General features: G+C 67.7%; 21 protein-coding genes. 15 read left to right on the top strand and 6 right to left on the bottom strand.

Annotated features, from left to right (window positions below; genetic code table 11):
• Nucleotides 1–155 precede the first annotated feature (155 nt).
• Nucleotides 156–1,055 (top strand): ADP-ribosylglycohydrolase family protein, encoded by a 900-nt coding sequence (locus tag VD997_04555; protein ID HYE61247.1) that lies wholly within the window; start codon nucleotides 156–158, stop codon nucleotides 1,053–1,055.
• A 185-nt stretch (nucleotides 1,056–1,240) separates the two neighbouring features.
• On the opposite strand, the gene fabF is transcribed toward VD997_04555, so the two are convergent.
• Nucleotides 1,241–2,521 carry a beta-ketoacyl-ACP synthase II gene (gene fabF, locus VD997_04560; GenBank protein ID HYE61248.1) on the bottom strand — a complete coding sequence of 427 codons (1,281 nt, stop codon included), beginning with the start codon at nucleotides 2,519–2,521 and terminating at the stop codon, nucleotides 1,241–1,243.
• Nucleotides 2,522–2,633: 112 nt separating this feature from the next.
• Nucleotides 2,634–2,882, bottom strand: coding sequence for an acyl carrier protein (gene acpP, locus VD997_04565; protein HYE61249.1), 249 nt, complete (start codon nucleotides 2,880–2,882; stop codon nucleotides 2,634–2,636).
• 418 nt (nucleotides 2,883–3,300) lie between these two features.
• On the opposite strand from acpP, the gene VD997_04570 reads away from it, so the two are divergent.
• Entirely contained in the window at nucleotides 3,301–4,137 is an 837-nt protein-coding gene (locus VD997_04570) for a DUF1444 family protein (protein HYE61250.1), read from the top strand.
• 66 nt (nucleotides 4,138–4,203) lie between these two features.
• A complete protein-coding gene (locus VD997_04575; protein HYE61251.1) occupies nucleotides 4,204–4,602 on the top strand; it encodes a CoA-binding protein in 399 nt (132 codons plus the stop codon).
• 155 nt (nucleotides 4,603–4,757) lie between these two features.
• Here VD997_04575 and VD997_04580 read toward each other — a convergent pair whose 3' ends face one another.
• Both VD997_04580 and VD997_04585 read right to left on the bottom strand, forming a co-directional pair.
• On the bottom strand, nucleotides 4,758–5,120 hold the full coding sequence (locus VD997_04580) for a YcxB family protein (protein HYE61252.1): 363 nt from the start codon (nucleotides 5,118–5,120) through the stop codon (nucleotides 4,758–4,760).
• 21 nt (nucleotides 5,121–5,141) lie between these two features.
• Nucleotides 5,142–5,315, bottom strand: a complete 174-nt coding sequence (locus VD997_04585) for a hypothetical protein (GenBank protein HYE61253.1) — start codon at nucleotides 5,313–5,315, stop codon at nucleotides 5,142–5,144.
• Nucleotides 5,316–5,364: 49 nt separating this feature from the next.
• Here VD997_04585 and VD997_04590 point away from each other — a divergent pair, with 49 nt between their 5' ends.
• Genes VD997_04590 through VD997_04610 form a run of 5 tightly spaced genes read left to right on the top strand, consistent with a single transcriptional unit; the run spans nucleotide 5,365 to nucleotide 8,841 of the window.
• Nucleotides 5,365–6,414: an amidohydrolase family protein gene (locus VD997_04590; protein ID HYE61254.1), complete on the top strand. Its 1,050-nt coding sequence runs from the start codon at nucleotides 5,365–5,367 to the stop codon at nucleotides 6,412–6,414.
• 13 nt (nucleotides 6,415–6,427) lie between these two features.
• Nucleotides 6,428–6,886: a hypothetical protein gene (locus tag VD997_04595; protein ID HYE61255.1), complete on the top strand. Its 459-nt coding sequence runs from the start codon at nucleotides 6,428–6,430 to the stop codon at nucleotides 6,884–6,886.
• Between the two features lie 4 nt (nucleotides 6,887–6,890).
• Complete coding sequence (locus tag VD997_04600; protein HYE61256.1) at nucleotides 6,891–8,159, top strand: Xaa-Pro peptidase family protein; 1,269 nt, start codon at nucleotides 6,891–6,893, stop codon at nucleotides 8,157–8,159.
• Between the two features lie 59 nt (nucleotides 8,160–8,218).
• The gene (locus VD997_04605; GenBank protein HYE61257.1) at nucleotides 8,219–8,521 is read left to right on the top strand and encodes a type II toxin-antitoxin system Phd/YefM family antitoxin; all 303 of its coding nucleotides are present in this window, start codon (nucleotides 8,219–8,221) and stop codon (nucleotides 8,519–8,521) included.
• Entirely contained in the window at nucleotides 8,518–8,841 is a 324-nt protein-coding gene (locus tag VD997_04610) for a type II toxin-antitoxin system RelE/ParE family toxin (GenBank protein ID HYE61258.1), read from the top strand. The genes VD997_04605 and VD997_04610 overlap by 4 nt, the downstream gene beginning before the upstream one ends.
• Here the strand turns inward: VD997_04610 and VD997_04615 are convergent.
• On the bottom strand, nucleotides 8,838–9,632 hold the full coding sequence (locus tag VD997_04615; GenBank protein HYE61259.1) for a class I SAM-dependent methyltransferase: 795 nt from the start codon (nucleotides 9,630–9,632) through the stop codon (nucleotides 8,838–8,840). The two genes, VD997_04610 and VD997_04615, sit on opposite strands and share 4 nt — an antisense overlap.
• Before the next feature lie 110 nt (nucleotides 9,633–9,742).
• Here VD997_04615 and VD997_04620 point away from each other — a divergent pair, with 110 nt between their 5' ends.
• From VD997_04620 to VD997_04640, 5 genes are all read left to right on the top strand, one after another.
• Complete coding sequence (locus VD997_04620) at nucleotides 9,743–10,411, top strand: lysophospholipid acyltransferase family protein (GenBank protein ID HYE61260.1); 669 nt, start codon at nucleotides 9,743–9,745, stop codon at nucleotides 10,409–10,411.
• A gap of 3 nt (nucleotides 10,412–10,414) precedes the next feature.
• Nucleotides 10,415–11,035, top strand: a complete 621-nt coding sequence (locus VD997_04625; protein HYE61261.1) for a lysophospholipid acyltransferase family protein — start codon at nucleotides 10,415–10,417, stop codon at nucleotides 11,033–11,035.
• A 119-nt stretch (nucleotides 11,036–11,154) separates the two neighbouring features.
• Nucleotides 11,155–12,189: a hypothetical protein gene (locus VD997_04630; protein ID HYE61262.1), complete on the top strand. Its 1,035-nt coding sequence runs from the start codon at nucleotides 11,155–11,157 to the stop codon at nucleotides 12,187–12,189.
• Between the two features lie 90 nt (nucleotides 12,190–12,279).
• Nucleotides 12,280–13,896, top strand: a complete 1,617-nt coding sequence (locus VD997_04635) for a peptide chain release factor 3 (GenBank protein ID HYE61263.1) — start codon at nucleotides 12,280–12,282, stop codon at nucleotides 13,894–13,896.
• A gap of 37 nt (nucleotides 13,897–13,933) precedes the next feature.
• Entirely contained in the window at nucleotides 13,934–14,266 is a 333-nt protein-coding gene (locus VD997_04640) for a hypothetical protein (protein HYE61264.1), read from the top strand.
• Nucleotides 14,267–14,311: 45 nt separating this feature from the next.
• On the opposite strand, the gene VD997_04645 is transcribed toward VD997_04640, so the two are convergent.
• A complete protein-coding gene (locus tag VD997_04645) occupies nucleotides 14,312–15,016 on the bottom strand; it encodes a methyltransferase domain-containing protein (GenBank protein ID HYE61265.1) in 705 nt (234 codons plus the stop codon).
• 71 nt (nucleotides 15,017–15,087) lie between these two features.
• Here VD997_04645 and VD997_04650 point away from each other — a divergent pair, with 71 nt between their 5' ends.
• Together VD997_04650 and VD997_04655 are read left to right on the top strand one after the other, a co-directional pair.
• Nucleotides 15,088–15,723 (top strand): sigma-70 family RNA polymerase sigma factor, encoded by a 636-nt coding sequence (locus VD997_04650; protein ID HYE61266.1) that lies wholly within the window; start codon nucleotides 15,088–15,090, stop codon nucleotides 15,721–15,723.
• A gap of 48 nt (nucleotides 15,724–15,771) precedes the next feature.
• Nucleotides 15,772–18,417, top strand: a complete 2,646-nt coding sequence (locus VD997_04655; GenBank protein HYE61267.1) for a serine/threonine-protein kinase — start codon at nucleotides 15,772–15,774, stop codon at nucleotides 18,415–18,417.
• Nucleotides 18,418–18,459: the final 42 nt, after the last annotated feature.

Genomic DNA, 18,459 nt, shown 5'->3' on the forward strand with positions numbered 1-18,459 from the left:
ACGGGATTTGGTTGGGGTGTCAAGGGTGGTGTTCGGGATTTGGGAGGATGCCTTTGTAAGTGCTTTGGGGGGCTGAAGTAGGAGTTGGACGGGTCCGGCGGTCCAGGAGGACAGGAACGTCAGAGGCGCGGTGGAGGCCAGGGATGCGAGCGAAGATGGATGGCTTTCGAGGGTGTGTTCTGGGGCTCGCGCTCGGGGATACGGCCGGAGCGCCGTTCGAGGGGGGCGCGTTGGAGCGCTTGCTGTGGAGGGTGATCGGGACGACGAAAGCAGGGCACATGCGTTGGACGGACGACACGCAGATGTCGCTCGACTTGATCGAGTCTCTGGTGGCGAAGGGGCGCGTTGATCAGGATGATCTCGCGGCGCGGTTCAGCGTGAGCTACCGGTGGAGCCGTGGGTATGGGCCGGCGACGGCGAGGGTGCTGAAACGGATCGCTGGGGGCGAGAACTGGGAGATTGCGCGGCGTGCGGTGTACCGAGAAGGGTCGTTCGGGAATGGGGCGGCGATGCGAGCGCCGGTGGTGGGGCTGTTCTACGCCGCGCGTGCGCAGGAGCTCGATGAGGCGGCACGGCGTTCGGCGGAGGTGACGCATGGGCACGCGCTGGGCGTGGAGGGCGCGGTGGTGATTGCTCGGGCCACCGCGGCGGTTTTGAACGGGGAGAGCAACGAAACGGTGCTGCGGCTGGGCTTGGAGTGCTGCGATGCGGACGCGTTTCAGTCGCGGATGGGCGTCGCACGGGAGTGGCTAGCTGCTGGCTCGGAGGTGGCGCCGCACGAGGTGGCGCGGCGGCTGGGGAACGGGATTGCGGCGGCAGAGTCGTGCGTGACGGCGGTGTACCTCGCGCTGCGATATCGGGAGCGAGCGTTCGAAGAGATGCAGCGGGTGGTGTGGGCGATGGGTGGCGATGCGGACACAATCGGTGCGATGTGTGGCGCCATCTGGGGAGCGGGCAATGGGGCAGCGGCCCTGCCGCGAGAGTGGCTGGGGAGGTTGGAGGAGCGTGAACGGATCGAGGGGCTGGCGGAGAGGCTGTGTGAGCGGGCGGGGTGAGTTTGAATGCGGCGACTGGCCCGCAAGGAGCATGCGAGGCGAGGACGGCAGAGGAGAGCAGAGGACGGCAGAGGGACGGCGGCGCGGCGGGGTCAGGCGCGGAGGCCGACGGCAAATCGATGGCGCCCCGCGTGTCGAATGGCACGAAGACACGATCACGAGGCGTGATCGTGGCACGGGACTGGTTACTCGTACCGACCCACGATCAGCGTCACGTTGTGACCCCCGAAGCCGAACGTGTTGTTCATCGCGTACTTGATGCGGCGCTCGCGGGCGTGGTGCGGCACCAGGTCGATGTCGAAGTTGTCGTCGGGGTTGTCGAGGTTGATAGTGGGGGGGATGACCCCGTCACGCACGGCGTGGATGCAGGCGATCAGTTCCACCGCGCCCGAGGCGCCCAGGCAGTGGCCGTGCATCGACTTGGTGGAGGACATGAGCAGCTTGCCGCCGGCGGACTTGCGGGCGTGGTCGCCGAAGACCTTCATCACCGCGGCCACCTCGGCCTTGTCGCCCAGCGGCGTGGACGTGCCGTGCGCGTTGATGTAGTCGATCTGGTCCGGGCGCAGGCCGCCGTCTTCGAGGGCCATCTGCATGGAGCGGGCCGCGCCGGAGCCCTCGGGGTCGGGGGCAGTGATGTGGCCGGCGTCGCCGGAGTTGCCGGCGGAGATGAGCTCGGCGTAGATGGTGGCGCCGCGCTTCTTGGCGTGCTCTTCGGTCTCGAGGACGAACATGGCCGCGCCCTCGGAGAGCACGAAGCCGTCGCGGTCCTTGTCGAAGGGTCGGCTGGCCTTGGTCGGCTCACCGTTGCGGGTGGAGAGCGCCTTCATCACCATGAACGCGCCGATGCACAGCGGCGTGCACGCGGCCTCGGCGCCGCCCGACACCATGACGTCCGCCCAGCCGCGGCGCAGGATGTTCATCGCGTCGGCGATCGCGTGACCCGAGCTGGCGCACGCGGTGGCGTGCGTGGATGCGGGGCCGCGGAGGCCGTAGCGGATGCTGATGTTGCCGGTGGCGGCGTTGGCCATGAGACGAGGAACGGTGAAGGGGCTGATGCGGCTGGGCCCCTTCTCGGTCATCGTGATGACGCCGTTCTCGATGGTGCTGATGCCGCCGATGCCGGAACCAACGACGACGCCGCAGCGGTCCAGGGCCTCCTTCGACAGGTCGATCCCCGAGTGCTTCACGGCTTCTTCCGCGGCGGCCAGCCCCAGGTGGCTGAAGCGGTCGAGCCGCTTGGCCTCGCGGTGGTCCAGGATGGAGCCTACGTCCCAGCCCTTGACCTGACCGCCGATGCACACATCCCAGTTGTCGCCGTACTTGGCGAACTCTTCGCCCTCGATGGCGGAGATTCCCGAGCGGCCCTCGCGCATGCCCGCCCAGGTGGACGGTGCGTCGAGACCAAGGTTGGTCAGGGCCCCCATCCCTGTGATCACGATCCGGGGCCCGTTGGGTCTGGTGGTCACAGGTCAGGTCCTCCCGGGGGTTCCCCCGCGCAGGCTTTGCGCCCCGTGTGCGCAAGGGCGATCCCGGAGTTGAGTCAGCAGTCGGGCGCTCGGAGCGCCCTCGTGAAGCGCCTCAGGCGACGCCGTGCTGCTGCTTGATGAACTCGATGGCGTCGCCGACGGTCTTAATCTTCTCGGCCTGCTCATCGGGGATGTCGGTCTCGAAGGCCTCTTCGAGCTCCATGACCAGCTCGACCTGATCGAGGCTGTCGGCGTTGAGGTCGTCGGTGAAGCTCATTTCACGGGTGATCTTCGCCTTGTCGTGGCCCATTTGCTGCGCCACGATCTCAACCACCTTTGCTTCAATCTCTTGCTCGGTCACGATCGCTTCTCCGTAAACCTCTGGGAGGCCCCCTTGGGGCACCAAGCTCCGATCGGACCACGGTCCGGGGAGTCCCCACGCGGGGCGGATTATACGCCGCTGCGTTCCCCTGCCAACTGGACGGGCGGGTGGTGTGAGCAACTCCCGCACAGGACCCCCACGGAGGTGGCAAAGGGGGTGGCCGTGGAATGATGACCGGCGCTCGCCGAATCTGGGGTGCCCACACTCTTATCGGTGCGGCAGTCCTTGCGCCGGTTCGGGTTATGACGGCGCTTTCACCGGCTACACCCCAAAGTCAGACCAGGCGCTTCTGCTGCCCGTATCACTATCCGATGACAACCCTCGCAGGGGTGAACAACGGGCATCGCGCCCGGGACCTGCGCGGGGGTCATGGACTGGCCCCCGCAGGACAAGCCCAATGAGAGACAAGGACTGGGCCATGGGCGTGATGCCGCGGGAACCCGAAGCGTTCGCTGAAACCGTCGCGGAGATGCTCCGGCGTCTTCAGCCGGAGTACACCATCAACCTCGTGGGCCCGCGCGAGCTCCTGGTCAACGGCCGGCGGCTGGACCTCGAGAACCTCTACCGCATGGTGAACCACGAGCCCGGGCGGGGCACCGAGATCGTCGAGCACTACCTCGAGCAGCTCTTCGCCGGCGACGCCATGCAGCTGATGGCAATGTCCCTGGACTTCGCGCGCAACCGCATCATGCCGCGGATCCAGCCCGACACCATCTTCCAGCACCTCTCCCGCGACCAGGTCGCGCACGTGCCGTTTGTCAATGACACGGCCATCGTCTTCGTGACCGACCTGCCGCACATGACGGTGAGCATTACCGTCGAGCAGCTCGTGCGGTGGAAGCTTTCGATCGACGAGGTCGAGGACATCGCTCGCCAGAACCTTGACCAGTACGCGCCCGAGCTCGAGGTGCAGATCGTGGAAAGCAAGGAGGGCGGGAAGGCGGCGATTCTTTCGCAGCACGATGGCTACGACGCCGCGCGTCTGCTGCTGGGCGGTCTGTACGACCGCCTGGCGCCGCAGCTGGGCGGGAACTTTTACGTGGCGACGCCGGCGCGGGACATGTTCGTGGCGTTCAGCCCGGGGCCGGACATCTTCGTGCGGCGTCTGCAGGAGCGGATTGAGCACGACTACCGGCGGTTGCCGTATCCGATCTCGTCCGACCTGTTCTACGTGACGCGTGACGGGGTTTGCGGGACGAAGCCGGAAGAGGCGGCGCGGGACGAGGCGGCGTAAGGGCCGCCTCGGCGGTTTCGGTCGTCAACTTCATACTTCGGGGCAGCTCGGGTCATACCTTCGCGCATGGCTCAGGACCCGATCGCCGCGTTCCTTGCCGGCTCGCCGTTCGCCGTTGCCGGCGCGTCCAACAACCGCGCCAAGTACGGGAACATGGTGCTCCGGTGCTATCAGCAGAACGGGCGGACCGCGTACCCCGTCAACCCAAACGAGGCCGAGGTGGAGGGGGTGCGGTGCTACTCGATGCTGGCGGATGTGCCGGAGAAGCCGCACGGGGTTTCGATCATCACGCCGCGGTGGATCACTGCACGGCTGGTCGATGATGCGATTGCGCTGGGGATCAAGCACCTGTGGATGCAGCCGGGGGCGGAGAGTTACCCTGCGATCGAGAAGGCGGAGGCGGCGGGGATCAGCGTGATTCACTCGGGGCCGTGCTTGCTTGTGGTGCTTGGGTTTCGGGCTTGAGGGCCGCTGCAGGCGAGCGGATTACGGATAAACACGAGCCCGGGATGCGGTGGCGGGTGCTCAGTCTCTTGCGCGCAGGGCCGCACGGCTGGCCCGCTCACTCCGTTCGGGGCTCGTTGCGAACGGTCAGAGCGGTGAGCATGGCACACGGGCATTCACCTTCTCGCCTTCGCCTGCTGCATCAGCTGGCGCGAGCGGTGGGCGAACTCGGCGGCGTCCTGTGGGCGCGCGAATGCGCGGAGGGGGACGCCGTAGCCGAGCAGCGGGTTCAGTACGAAGACGACGTACGTTCCGGTCTCCTCTACTGATTGCACGTGTGCCCAGCGAATCAGGTCGTCGGCAATGACGGAGGTGAAGAAGACGCCGTCGTCGGTGAGCTCTACGCCTACTTCACGCGGCAGGGGGCCGAGCTCGCCGCGTTCGTGCATGACCCGCAGCAGCTTCTTTGACGAGTTACCGGACATCTTCGAGATCAGCACCATGGTTGTCACCAGCCCCGCGATCAGGGCCGCGAGCACGAGGGCAACCGATCCACCGGTCTAGTGCGTGATCACTACCACTGCCGTGATCGTGGCCAGCACGGCGTAGAACGCGAGCTTGCCAGCCATTCCGAACGCCGCGATGGAGGCCTTGTGGTATGGGCCGTCCTTGCGGGTCACCCACGTGCTCAGCGCAATCTGATCGTCCAGCGTGTAGGTGTACGATACCTGCATCACGACGTTCCTCTCATAGACCCCGCAGCGATCAAGGAAACTCTGCTCCGTGAACCCCTGGAAGGTCGACATCCACACCCACATCCTGCCGCGCGAGTGGCCGGACCTGCGCGAGCGGTACGGGTACGGCGAGTGGGTGCGGCTGGAGCATACCGATCCGTGCACGGCGCGGATGATCAAGGGTGAGAAGCGATTCCGGGACATCGGGCACAACTGCTGGGAGCCGCGCGTACGCCTGGAGGAGATGGACGCTACGGGTGTGCAGGTGCAGGCGCTGTCCACGGTGCCGGTGATGTTCAGCTACTGGGCAAAGGCCAGGGACACGCTCGACCTCGCCCAGCGGCTCAACGACCATATCGCTGGGATTACCAGCGAGTACCCCTCGCGCTTCGCGGGGCTTGCGACGTTGCCGATGCAGGACCCTGCACTGGCGGTGCGCGAGCTGGAGCGGTGTGTCAGCGAACTGGGCCTGTCGGGGGTGCAGATCGGGTCGCACATCGAGCGTGAGAGCGGTGTCGATCTCAATCTGAATGATCCCGAGGTGTTGGACGTCCTGCGTGAGTGCGAGCGGCTCGACGCGTGCGTGTTCGTGCACCCCTGGGACATGATGGGCACGGCCCAGATGTGCAAGTACTGGCTGCCGTGGCTGGTGGGCATGCCCGCCGAGAGCGCCCGCGCGATCTGCTCGGTGCTCTTCGGTGGGGTGCTGGAGAAACTGCCGCGGCTGCGCATCGGCTTTGCTCACGGCGGCGGCTCTTTCCCCGGCACCATCGGGCGGATCGAGCACGGGTTCAAGGTGCGCCCTGACCTTTGTGCGATCGACAACACGGTGAACCCTCGCGAATACCTTGCCGACGCTGCGGGTACACGCCCGGCGCGCTTCTATGTCGATTCCCTCGTGCACGATGCGGAGGCGCTCCGGGCCATCCTCAGGATGTTCGGCCCCCAGCGCGTGATGCTCGGCAGCGACTACCCGTTCCCACTGGGCGAGGACCGCCCGGGCGAGCTGATCGAGTCCGCCGGGCTTGATACGTCGACCCGCGAGCAGCTCCTCCGCGGCACGGGGCTGGAGTTCCTGGGCAGGATCAGCCAGCACTAGCATTCGGATGAGGATGATCCGCGTTTACAGCTTCCTCCCCGCGGGCCCCGCGTTCGATACTCCGGCGGAGGCGATCCGCTACACACAGTCGCTGCCGTATGACGAGCTCGGAGAGTTGCTCGTCGAAGAGGTGCAGTTCAACGATCGGGCGGTGGTGTTCAAGTGTGCCGGCGGTCGTCGGTTCATCGTCGAAGCGACGGAGTCGGGGCCGTCCTGGCGGCTCACCGAGACCGATGATATGGCCCCGGCACCGCCCGACGCGGTCATGATTTCCTTCGGGCAGAGGGCCGCGGAGTGGGACCGCACGGCTTACGCCTCGCGCATCGTGGGTCGCAGGTTGGCCATGATCATCAGCATTGGCGAGTACGTCTATCTCTATGCGCGTGGGCTGCCGGCGATCTTCTTCTCGGCCGCGAAGGTGGTGGGTGATGACTCGCTGCTGCTCTACTGGCAGATCGAGGATAATGAGTAAAGTGATGCGCACACGAACGATCGGGAGAATCGAGATGGCCAAGAGCAAGGTTGCAACCCGCACCCAGTCCACGCACTCGCAGGTCAGCGAGTACAAGTCACGGCGCGAACGCGTGCTCAAGGCGCTCGACGGGCAGGTCGGGCTCGTACTCGCTGGTGACGGCGCTCCGCCCCTGGCCGGATTCTGGCAGCCTACCTCGCACTTTGCTTACCTCACGGGCATCAAGGACGAGCAGGGCGCGGGCGTCCTTTTCGACCCTTCCCACGAGGACCCCAAGAAGCGCTGCATCCTGTTCCTTCGTCCGCTCAACCCCGAGCTCGAGGCGTGGGACGGCTACCGCGACGAGATCTCGCAAACGCTCAAGGACAGGACCGGCTTCGAGACGGTGATGCGGACCAACGCGCTGCCGCGGATGCTCACGGCCTCGCTGCGTCAGCGCAAGAAGGCCGCGTGCCTGCACGCCTTCGCCGTGTACGACGCGCCGGTCTCGCCCGACCTCGCCCTTTTCCGCAAGGTGAGCGAGCGCATCCCCGGCGTTTCCATCAACGACCAGACCGACCTGCTCAACTCGCTGCGGGCCGTCAAGAGCAGGCATGAGGTCTCGCTCGTCGAGCGCGCACTCGAAGCGACCGCCGCGGGCTACGAGGCGATCACGCGCACGCTCCGCCCGGGCGTGACCGAGAAGGCCGTGCAGCGGGCCGCGGAGGCGGCGTTCATCGAGGCCGGCGGCAGCGGCCCCGCGTACAACAGCATCGTGGGCAGCGGCCGCAACGCGACGGTGCTGCACTACATGCAGAACAGCGCCGTGTGCCGCGAGGGCGAGCTGCTGGTGGTTGACGCGGGCAGCGGCTACGAGGGCTATTGCGCGGATATCACCCGCACGTACCCCGTGTCCGGCAAGTTCACGCCCGAGCAGCGGAAGATGTACGAGCTGGTGCTCGATGCCCAGCAGGCCGCGATAGAGGCCGTGAAGCCCGGCCGCTACATGCACGAGGTGGACGGCGCGGCCCGCAGGGTCTTCGAGAAGGCGGGCGTCGCCGACCGCTTCATCCACGGCATCGGCCACCAGCTCGGCATGGAGGTGCACGATGTGACCCCCGACGGCCCGCTCAAGGAAGGCATGATCATCACCATCGAGCCCGGCCTTTACTTCCCCGACAAGCCCCTGGGCATCCGCATCGAGGACGACGTCCTGGTGACGAGGACGGGGGGGCGGAACCTGTCGCCGATGATCCCCAAGAGCGTGAAGGACGTGGAGGCCGCTCTGCGATAACGCCCTTGTGCGGCGGGGGCCGGCATCATAGAATAATCCGAGTATTCTCGGAGAGCCCCATGTTCCGCGCCGCCGACATCCACTCGCTCACTTCGTTCCTCCGTGACCACAAGGCCACACTTGAAAGGCTGGAGAAGAGCGGCCGCCCCGAGGTGCTGACCGTCAACGGCAAGGCGAAAGTCGTCATCCAGGATGCCGACGCGTACCAGCGCATGATGGAACTCGCGGACCTCGCGCAGTCAGCCATGATCCTCAAGGAGCGGCTCGCCGCGGTTGATCGGGGGGAGCCGGGCATACCGGTCGATGAAGCGTTCGAGATGCTGCGAAAGCGCAACGCCGCCCGAAAGAAGCGCAGCGCGTGAAGCGGGTCGTGTCCATCAGCGACGCGGCACTCGAAGAGCTCGACGAGGTCTCCGCTTACCTGGCGATCGAGGGCTCTCCAGAGGCCGCGGATCGATGGCTCGCCGTCATGCTTCTGGCGATCCACGGCCTCCACTCCATGCCGGAGCGATGCCCGTTGGCGCTGGAGGAGCAGTTCAACCTCAGCAAGGGCAAGCCGCGCCTCCGGCAGCTGATCGTGGGGAACTACAGAGTGATCTTCACCGTGAAGGGACGTGCGGTGCGTGTCCTGCATGTGCGCCACGCGGCTCGGCGGCCCCTGACGCCGGAGGAACTCGGTTAGCCGGGCCGCACCGCCCGGTACTCCGAGAACACCCCGCACACCACCTGCCGCTCCACCTGCTCGAAGCCCGCTTCCTTGAGCGCGGCGACCACCCGCTCCGGGGGCACGCACCGGTCGATCGTCTCCCAGTAGTAGTCCCACAGCTCCGGCGTGCGCGGGGCGAGGTCGGTCATCTTGCTGATGATCGCGCCCACCGTGTGCAGGTACAGCTTCAGGAAACCGCGCCCGAACTTCGTCCGAGGGCGCGTGATCTCCAGCACGCACACCCGCCCGCCGGGCTTGAGCACCCGGTGGTACTCGCGGAAGGCGCCGGCGATGTCCTCCACGTGCCGAAGCGCGTAGCCCATGGACAGGAAGTCGAACGCGGCGTCGTCGAACGGAAGGTTCTCCGCCGTCGCCACTCGCGTGTCGATGCCCAGCTGCTTCCGCGCCTCCGCCAGCATCCCCGCGCTGGGGTCGACCCCCACGAGTGAGCCGCGCACGGCGCCGTCGACCGTCATCAGCCGCAGCGCCTCGCGCGCCACCAGCCCTGTTCCCGTCGCCACATCCGCCACGTGCATCCCGGGCTTCAGCCGCGCGCGCCGTAGCGCCTCGCGCCGGTACCACTTGCCCGACCCCAGGCTGAGCCAGTGCTCCACCTTGTCGTAATCGACGGCCGTCTCATCGAAGATGCTCGTCAGGAATGCCCGCTTCTCCGCCGGCTGCCCGTAGTAGCCCTCAATGGGCGGGTGCGGCGCCATCGCGCCGTCGGTCGAAGTGGGGGATGTGGGGGTGCTTGAGGCCGCGGGCATGGGCCTGAACCTACGTGAACCGGCGCGGGGGGTCAAGCGCGGGTGTCCAAGCGCGGGAAGCGAGGGTGTCCAAGCGACGAGCCGCCGATCGCTGGTAACCTTGCCTTCCCATGGGCAGTGTCTTCTACACGGCGGCGAAGGCCGCGTTCGCGATCCCACGCTTCGCCGCCATCCGCGAGCGCGTCTTCGGCATGGAGCACGTGCCCGCCCGTGGCCCGTTCATTTTGGCCGTATCACACCTCAGCCACCTTGAGCCCTTCTTCGTGGGAGCGCTTGTGCGCCCGCACGTCCGGTGGATGTCCCGCATCGAGTTCTACCGCCCGCGGGTGGCCGCGGCCTTCCTCAACGCCATGGACGCCTTCCCGGTAGACCGCTTCGGCAACGCCTCGCCAGCGGTGCGGACGGCCGTGCGGATCCTCGAGCGCGGCGGAGCGGTCGGCATGTTCCCCGAGGGCGGGGTCGCCGTCGGGCGCGAGTCCGTGCTCCGCGGCGGCGCCGTCAAGCAGGGTGTCTGCACCATCGCGATCCAAGCACAAACAGCGGTGGTTCCTGTCGTCGTCCTTGGCACCGACGCGCTCCTGGCTGTGCGCCCCTGGCTGCCGATCAAGTCCGGGCGTGTGGACGTCAGCTTCGGCCCCTCCATTCAGCCGCCGCGGCGCGACGGGCGCTCGCGGCGCGCACTCCGCGCGGAGATGGCGGGCACGCTTACCGCGGCGTTCGTGGACCTTTACCGTGACCTGCTGCGGCGGACGGGGCGGCGCGACGAGGATGTGCCCTGAACCATGGGCGACCGCTTCTACAGGTGCGTCCGCTTCTTCGGCTCCTTCGGGTTGTGGGTCAGCTCCCGCCCGCTGATCCGCGGGCTCGAGCACGTGCCGCGCACCGGCCCCTTCATCCTCGCGGCGACGCACCAGAGCGTGTACGACGTCCCGCTGCTGATCCGCCACACGCCGCGACTGCTCGACTTCGTGAGCATCACGGAGGTCTTTGCCAAACCGCTGGTCGGCTGGTTCTACGGCTCGCTCAACGCGTTCCCCCTCGAACGCTCGCGGGCTGACCCCGCGACGGTGCGGATCATCCTTGACCGCCTTGAGCGCGGGCGCGCTGTCGCCATGTTCCCCGAGGGTCGCATCCGTTCCGGTCCTGACTCCGTTGTTCACACCGGCACGATCCGTGCCGGCGTTGGCCGCCTCGCCACGATGGCCAACGTCCCCGTCGTCCCCTGTGTCATCCACAACAGCAACGTCTACGAGCGGCCTGCAAGCTGGGCGCCCCTCCGGCGCACCAGCTATGGAATCGCGTACGGCGAGCCGATGCTCCCGACCGTTGACCCCGCCGAACTTGAGCGCCAACTCGTCCGATCGCTCCAGCAACTCTGGGCCGCAATCGCAAAGCCCGAGTGAGCATGGGTCTTCCTCCCCCACCCGGGGCGTTTCCGACATCGGGCGAAAATTTGTGACAGCTTCCGCAGCGATCTCCGCATGAAGAGAGCCCCGCGACTGCCGGGGCAGGAGATCCGCGAATGAAGATGCTGCTCACCACCTTTGCCGCCCTTGCAGTGGCCGCGCCCGCCTTGGCGCAGGGGCTGCCCCAGGGCCTGCCGCCGTTTGACTTCACCGACGAGTACTACCGCGCCAACGGCATTGACCCGCTGCTGGTCATCGGTCGTCCCACGGGCGCCAATGCCAACTCGGTCATCGACGAGCGTGAGAACGGGCCCAACTACAACAACGTGCGGGTGCGGTCGTACGCCGCGTGCTACGACCATTCCGGTCACCCGATGTTCTTCTACGTGACGGGGCTGATCCGCCAGAACGCGTTCCTGCCGAACGCCGCGGGGCAGGAGGCGTTTCAGATCGCGGAGGCGTACGACGTGTACGAGTTCCCGCGGGCGACGAACGCGCAGTACGCGGTGTTCCCCAAGCGGCAGGACAACCTCGCGGACATGCGGAACGGATACTTCAGTAACGACCCGCTGGGGCTCTGGCGGATCAAGCTGGTGCGGTTCACGCCCGCGGCGTTCAACACGCGCGAGGGGCGCGAGGAGCTCGCTGATATCGCTGAGGACAACGGGTATGACCTGGATGGCACGCCGCTGCTCCGGACGATGAGCGACATCGAGCGGCTGCACGACCGCGGCCTGGTGACGATTGAGATCCCGCCGATGGACGGCACGGCGCTCCGCTGGTTCCTCTGCCCGGTGGTTGAGCACCCCGAGGGCGGGGCGATCACGCACGATGGCACGCTGGCGGTGACCCAGGGGATCCCTGCGGCGCAGGAGTTCATCAACCTGTTCAACGCCCTCAAGCAGCCGGCACCGCCGCCCCCGCCGCCGCCCCCCGGCGGCGGCCGCCCGGGTGGCACGACGTCGTGCGACGCTGACTTCAACGGCGACGGCGACGCCGCGACGGATCAGGACATCGAGGCGTTCTTCGCCTGCCTGGGTGGGAACTGCTGCGCGACATGCCTGACGGCGGACTTCAACGCTGATGGTGACGCCGCGACCGACCAGGACATCGAGAGCTTCTTCCGGGTCATTGGCGGCGGGCCCTGCTGAGCTACTTTCTTTCCTACAGACCCTCTTTGTATGACGGACGCCCGCCACCCCCCGGCGGGTGTCCGTCTTTTTGGGTCTAAACTCCGGCCCATGAGTTCCGCCGCCCTGCCACGCCGCACGTTTGCCATCATCTCCCACCCGGACGCGGGCAAGACGACGCTGACTGAGAAGCTGCTGCTGTACGGCGGGCAGATCCAGCTCGCGGGATCGGTGACGGCGCGGAAGAACCAGCGGGCGACGACGTCGGACTGGATGGAGCTTGAGAAGCAGCGCGGGATTTCGATCTCGTCCACGGTGCTGCAGTTTGACTACAACGGGTACCGCATCAACCTGCTGGATACGCCGGGGCACAAGGACTTCTCGGAGGACACGTACCGCGTGCTGACGGCGGTGGACGCGGCGGTGATGGTGATCGACGCGGGCAAAGGCATCGAGCCGCAGACGCGGAAGCTGTTTGAGGTCTGCCGCCGGCGGGGCGTGCCGATCTTTACGTTCATGAACAAGTGCGACCGGCCAACGCGGGAGCCGCTGGAGCTGCTGGACGAGCTGGAGAAGGTGCTGGGCATCGGGGCATTCCCGGTCAACTGGCCGCTGGGCGCGGGGCCCACTTTCCGCGGCGTGTACGACCGGCTGACGCACCAGGCGCACCTGTTCGAGCGGACGACGGGCGGGGCGTACGCCGCGCCGGTGCAGGTGACGAGCCTGGAGGACCCGGCGATCCGCGCGAAGCTCGAGGACGAGGTGTACATCAAGGCGTGGGAAGAGGTGGAGATGCTCCAGGGGGCGGGCGAGACCTTCGACAGCCCAAGGGTGCTGGCGGGGCAGGTGACGCCGGTGTACTTCGGCAGCGCGATGAACAACTTCGGGGTGCAGCTGCTGCTGGATGGGTTTCTGGAGCACTCGGCGGCGCCGGGGCCGCGGCGGAGCGTGGGGGGCGGGGGCGATCGGATGGTGCAGCCGGAGGACCCGGAGTTCAGCGGGTTTGTGTTCAAGATCCAGGCGAACATGGACCCGCGGCACCGGGACCGGATCGCGTTCATCCGCATCGTGAGCGGGAGCTTTACGCGCGAGATGACGGTGGTGCACGTGCAGAGCGGGAAGAAGATTCGGTTGAGCAATGCGCAGAAGCTGTTCGGGCAGGCGCGGGAGACGGTGGAGGACGGCAAGGCCGGGGACGTTGTCGGCATCGTCGGGCACGACATCCTGCGGATCGGCGACACGCTGGCGGATGATCGGACGATACAGTTCAACGAGATACCGCGGTTTGCGCCGGAGGTGTTCGCGTATATCCAGAATCCGCAGCCGAGCAACAGCAAGAAGTTCAGGCTCGCGCTCGAGCAGCTGATGCAGGAGGGCGTGGTGCAGATGCTGGAGGTGGGGACGGGGCAGGTGAGGACGCCGCTGGTGGCGGCGGTGGGTCCGCTGCAGTTCGAGGTGCTCCAGCATCGGATGAAGAGCGAGTACGGGGCGGAGTCGCTGCTGCGGCCGAGCCAGTGGACGATTTGCAGGTGGTGGCGGGCGGCCGAGCGGGTGAGCGATCCGGAGTGGCTGCCGGACCTGCCGATGGACGCGGCCCTGGCTACGGACCGGGATGGGCAGTGGGTGGTGCTGCTGGCGGATGAGTGGGCGCTGCGGAACTTCACGCAGCGGAACCCGAAGGTGGAGCTGTCGGACCTGCCGTTCGATGATGTGGTGAAGGCCGGATAGGACCTATAGGACTCATAGGACCTATAGGAGCGAAGACATGGCGAGCGAACGCGCGGCGGTGGAGTACGAGTTCTACATCCCGGCGGCGGTGTGGGAGCACGGGGCGACGCGGGCGTTCCTGGCGTGGCTGACCTCGGAGGTGGAAGGGGCGACGGTGTTCAAGGGGGCGGTGGGGGCTTGGGAGGGGCAGGTGGAGCGGACGCACGTGGTGCGGGTGCTTGCGGGCGCGGACGAGGCCACGTCGGGGCTCATCGCGGCGCGGGCGGGGGAGCTGATGCGGGCGTGGGGCGAGAGCCCTCAGACGCGTCAAGAGACGCTGATGTTCACGAAGCGGACGGCGGTGGTGGTGACGGTTGAGTTCGGGGGCTGACGGCCCAGGTCGTTTTGGTCGGCGAGGTCTTCTAGGACACGACCGTCAGAGCACGGTCGTTGCCCGTTGCAGGACGAAGAAGTGGGTGTCGGTGTGGGGGTCGCGCTCGCGCACGATGGTAAGGCCGGCTTCGGAAGCCCAGGTGCGCACGTCGGCGGGGTTGCGGCGGTAGCGGCGCATGAAGCGGCGGTGCTTTCGGGGGAGGAGCGGGTCGGGGAGGGACTTGTAGAGGTCGGTGAGGAGTGAGCGGGGTCGCGTGTCGAACTGGATGCAGGCGCGGCCTTGAGGAGTGAGGACGCGGGCGATCTCGTGGAGAAGGCCGCGGATCACGCGCTCGCTGGGGATGTGCTGGAAGACGAGGAAGGAGAAGACGGCGTCGAAGGTGCTGTCGTCGAAGGGGCGGAGCGAGGCGCCATCGGTGGTGTGGAAGTGGAGGTTGGGGGCGGTGCAGCGCTCGCGGGCCTTGGCCACCATGCTGGGGGAGATGTCGAGTGCGTCGACGCGGGTGAAGTGGTCGGCGAAGGCCGCGGCGGTGCGGCCCATGCCGCAGCCGATCTCGATGAGGCGCCCGCGCGGGACGCCGTCGAAGGCCCAGGTCATGATGTCGGCGACGATGCGGCGGCCGCCCGAGTAGAACTCCTGGTCGGAAACCGGTCGGTCCAGGGCCAGGATCGCGTGGATGGCGTCGTCCCTGGCGAAGCGGTCCCAGTGCTGCTGCATGGGGTTATCAGTCGCGGGATGGTGGCTCAAGCGGGGGGATGGTAGTGGAGTAGGGGTTAATACGGTGAGTGGGCGTGAGCCCGGATTCCGCATGTAGGGGTATGAACGGAGCGACTGAACTCATGGAGGCCAAGCCCAGCCGCCAACCCCCGCGCCCGCCGAGCCCCCCGTCGAACCGTGCGGTGACGGAGCTGCTCGTTCGCGCCCAGTCGGGGGATGCCAGGGCGACGGACGAGCTATTTCCGATCGTTTACGACGAGCTGCGGAGCCTAGCCCAGCGGTTCTTGAGCGGGGAGAGCAAGGCGCAGACGCTGCAGGCGACGGCGCTCGTGCACGAGGCGTACCTGCGGCTGGTGGGGCCGAACCAGAGCCCTTGGGAGAACCGCGGGCACTTTTTCGGGGCGGCGGCGCGTGCGATCCGGCGGATTCTGACGGACCATGCGCGGGAGCGGGATGCCCAGAAGCGGGGGGGCGGGCAGAAGCCGGTGTCGCTGGATGAGGCGCTGGTGGTGTGCGCGGGCGAGCCCGATGTGGACATGGTGAACCTCGACGCGGCGCTCACGAAGCTCGCGGGCATCGATGAGCAGAAGGCGCGGGTGGTTGAACTGCGGTTCTTCGGCGGGCTCACCGTGGAGCAGACGGCGCTGGCGCTGGGGATCTCGCCCAGCTCGGTGGCGCGGGACTGGCAGTTTGCACGGGTGTGGTTGCACCGCGAGCTGGCCGCGGAGATGGGCTGAGCGAAGGGACAGGGGGCCGGCAACGTGCGTCCATCTACGATTCCATTGGTGACGATCGAACCGCGAAAGAGCGAGCGCAGCAGCGCGCCAGACGCGAGCGGGTTTGCGCGCGTGGAGGCGATCTTCTTCGAGGTCGCGGCCCACTCGCCGCGGGACCGCGATGAGGCGATCCGGCGGTTGTGCGCAGGCGACGCGGCGCTGGAGAAGGAAGTGCGGTCGCTGGTGGAGGCGGCGGGGGACATCGGGGCGTTCCTCGAGCAGCCGGCGCTGGGCAAGGACTTTGACCTCGCGAAAGAAAGCCAGCGGGCGAGCGGCCCAGACGAGATGATCGGGGCGACGGTGGGGGCGTTCCGGATCCGGCGGCGGGTGGCGTCGGGGGGCATGGGCACGGTGTACGAGGCCGTGCGGGCGGATGGGCAGTTCGAGCAGACGGTCGCGGTGAAGATCGTGAAGCGCGGGATGGACTCGGAGGAGATCCTGCGGCGGTTTTATGCAGAACGGCAGACGCTCGCGAGCCTGGACCACCCGAACATCGCGCGGCTCATTGACGGCGGGATGACGCAGGACGGGCGACCGTTCCTGGTGATGGAGTACGTCGACGGGCTGCCGATCGATGAATACTGCGACAACCAGCGGCTGAGCGTGCGCGAGCGGCTGAAGCTGGTGCAGGCGGTGGCGGGTGCGGTGCACCACGCGCACCAGAACCTGATCATCCACCGGGACCTCAAGCCCAGCAACATATTGGTGACGGCGCAGGGGGTGCCCAAGCTGCTGGACTTCGGGATTGCGCGGCTGCTGACGGGCGGGCCCGAGGCGCGGGTGACGAGCGACACCGAGCGGCGGCTGACGCCGGAGTACGCGAGCCCGGAACAGGTGGAGGGGACGGCGCTGACGACCGCGAGTGACGTGTACTCGCTGGGCGTGGTGCTGTACGAGCTGCTGACGGGGCTGCGGCCGTACTACTTCGGGGCGAAGACGACCGATGAGGTTCGGCGGGTGGTGATGTCGAGCGTGCCGGTGCCGCCGAGCGAGGCGGTGACGGTGCGGGCACGCCGGGTGGGGGCGACTCACGGGCGGGCGGCGTCGGTGGTGCCCGGCGCGGGCACGGGAGGGTCGTCGCTGGTGGTGGGGGGTGGGGCCCAGACGGGTGGCGAGGCGGCGGGGGTCGATATTCCCCGTACGCGGGGCGTGACATCGACGCGGCTGCGCGGGCAGCTGCGGGGGGACCTGGACAACATCGTGCTGATGGCCCTGCGCAAGGAGCCCGAGCGCCGGTACGCCTCGGTCGAGCAGTTCTCCGCGGACATTGGGCGCTTTCTGAGTGGGATGCCGGTGCAGGCGCGGCGCGACACGGCGTGGTATCGGGCGAGCAAGTTCGTGCGGCGGCACGCGGTGGGCGTGGCGGCAACGGCGGCGGCGCTGGTGCTGCTGAGCACGTCGAGCGTGGTGCTGTACCAGCAGGCAGGTCAGCTGGAGTCGCAGCGCAACGAGATCGCCGCGAACTATGAGGCGCTGTCGGAGAAGGAGCGGGCGATCTCGGCAAAGAACACGCAGCTGAGCGCGAGCCTGCGGTTCCAGCAGGAGAACCGAGCGTTCCTGCTCAACATCATCCGTGGCGGGGACATCCGCGATCAGGGGCCTGACGCGAAACTAGGCGATCTGCTGCGCGACGCGGCCGCGACGCTGGAGGCTGATCCGCCCAAGGACCAGTTCACGTTCGCGGGCGCGCAGTACTCCATCGGCACGGCCATGATGTCGCTGGGGATGGTGAAGGAGTCGCGGACACTGCTGGAGGGGGCCGCGAGCGGCTTCGCGGGGCTGGATGAGGACGCGGATGCGCGGGTGGAGATCGAGGTCGCGCTGGCGGAGCAGCTGTTCTACGAGCGGAAGTATGAGCAGGCGGAGAAGCGGTTCCGCGAGCTGCTGGCGGAGGAGCGGGCGCGGAGCGGGGGCGTGCCGACAGCGCGCGAGGGGACGCTGCTGACGGACCTGGGGGCGTGCCTGCGGGCGCTGCGGCGCGAGGATGAGTCGATCCGGGTGCAGCGGGAGGCGCTGGACGTGCGCCTGGCGGTGCACGGCGAGCTGGACATGGACGTGGCGGAGACGCGCAATAACCTGGCGAGCTCGCTCTTTCAGAAAGGCGACTACGACGGGGCGGTCGCGGAGTACACCGAGTCGCTGGAGGTGCGGCGCACGCTGTTGCGGGCGGACCACCCTTCCGTGCTACGGGTGGAGAGCAACCTGGGGCTCGCAAAGCTGCGGGCGGGGAAGGTAGATGAGGCGATCGAGCTGCTCACGCACGCGGCGGAGGCGCGGGACAGGGCGTTTGGCCCTGAGCACGCGGGGCGGGTGGGAACGATGACGTCGCTGGCGATCGCGCTGCGGCAGAAGGGGCGGCACGAGGAGTCGATTGCGTGGCTGGAGAGGGTGCTGGAGTGGCAGCGGCCGCGCTTCGCGACGGACTCGCACCAGATCGCGGCGACCGAGGCCAATATCGGGATCACGCTGGCGGAGAAGGGCGAGACCGAGGCGGCCCTGGCCAAGCTGGAGGCGGCGTTGCCGCGGCTGCGGGCGGGGGGGAATGCGACGGCCGGGGTGCTGAAGTCGGCGTCGGAGTGCCTCGCGGGGATCTATGAGAAGGCTGGCCGGGTTGAGGAGGCGGTGGAGCTGAGGGAGGGTGTTGGGGCGAAGTAGACCGTCGGGGGCGCGAGGGAAGTTGTGCAGCCTGTGGTGAAA

This window comes from Phycisphaerales bacterium, assembly GCA_035627955.1.
Classification (GTDB): Bacteria; Planctomycetota; Phycisphaerae; order Phycisphaerales; family UBA1924; genus JAEYTB01.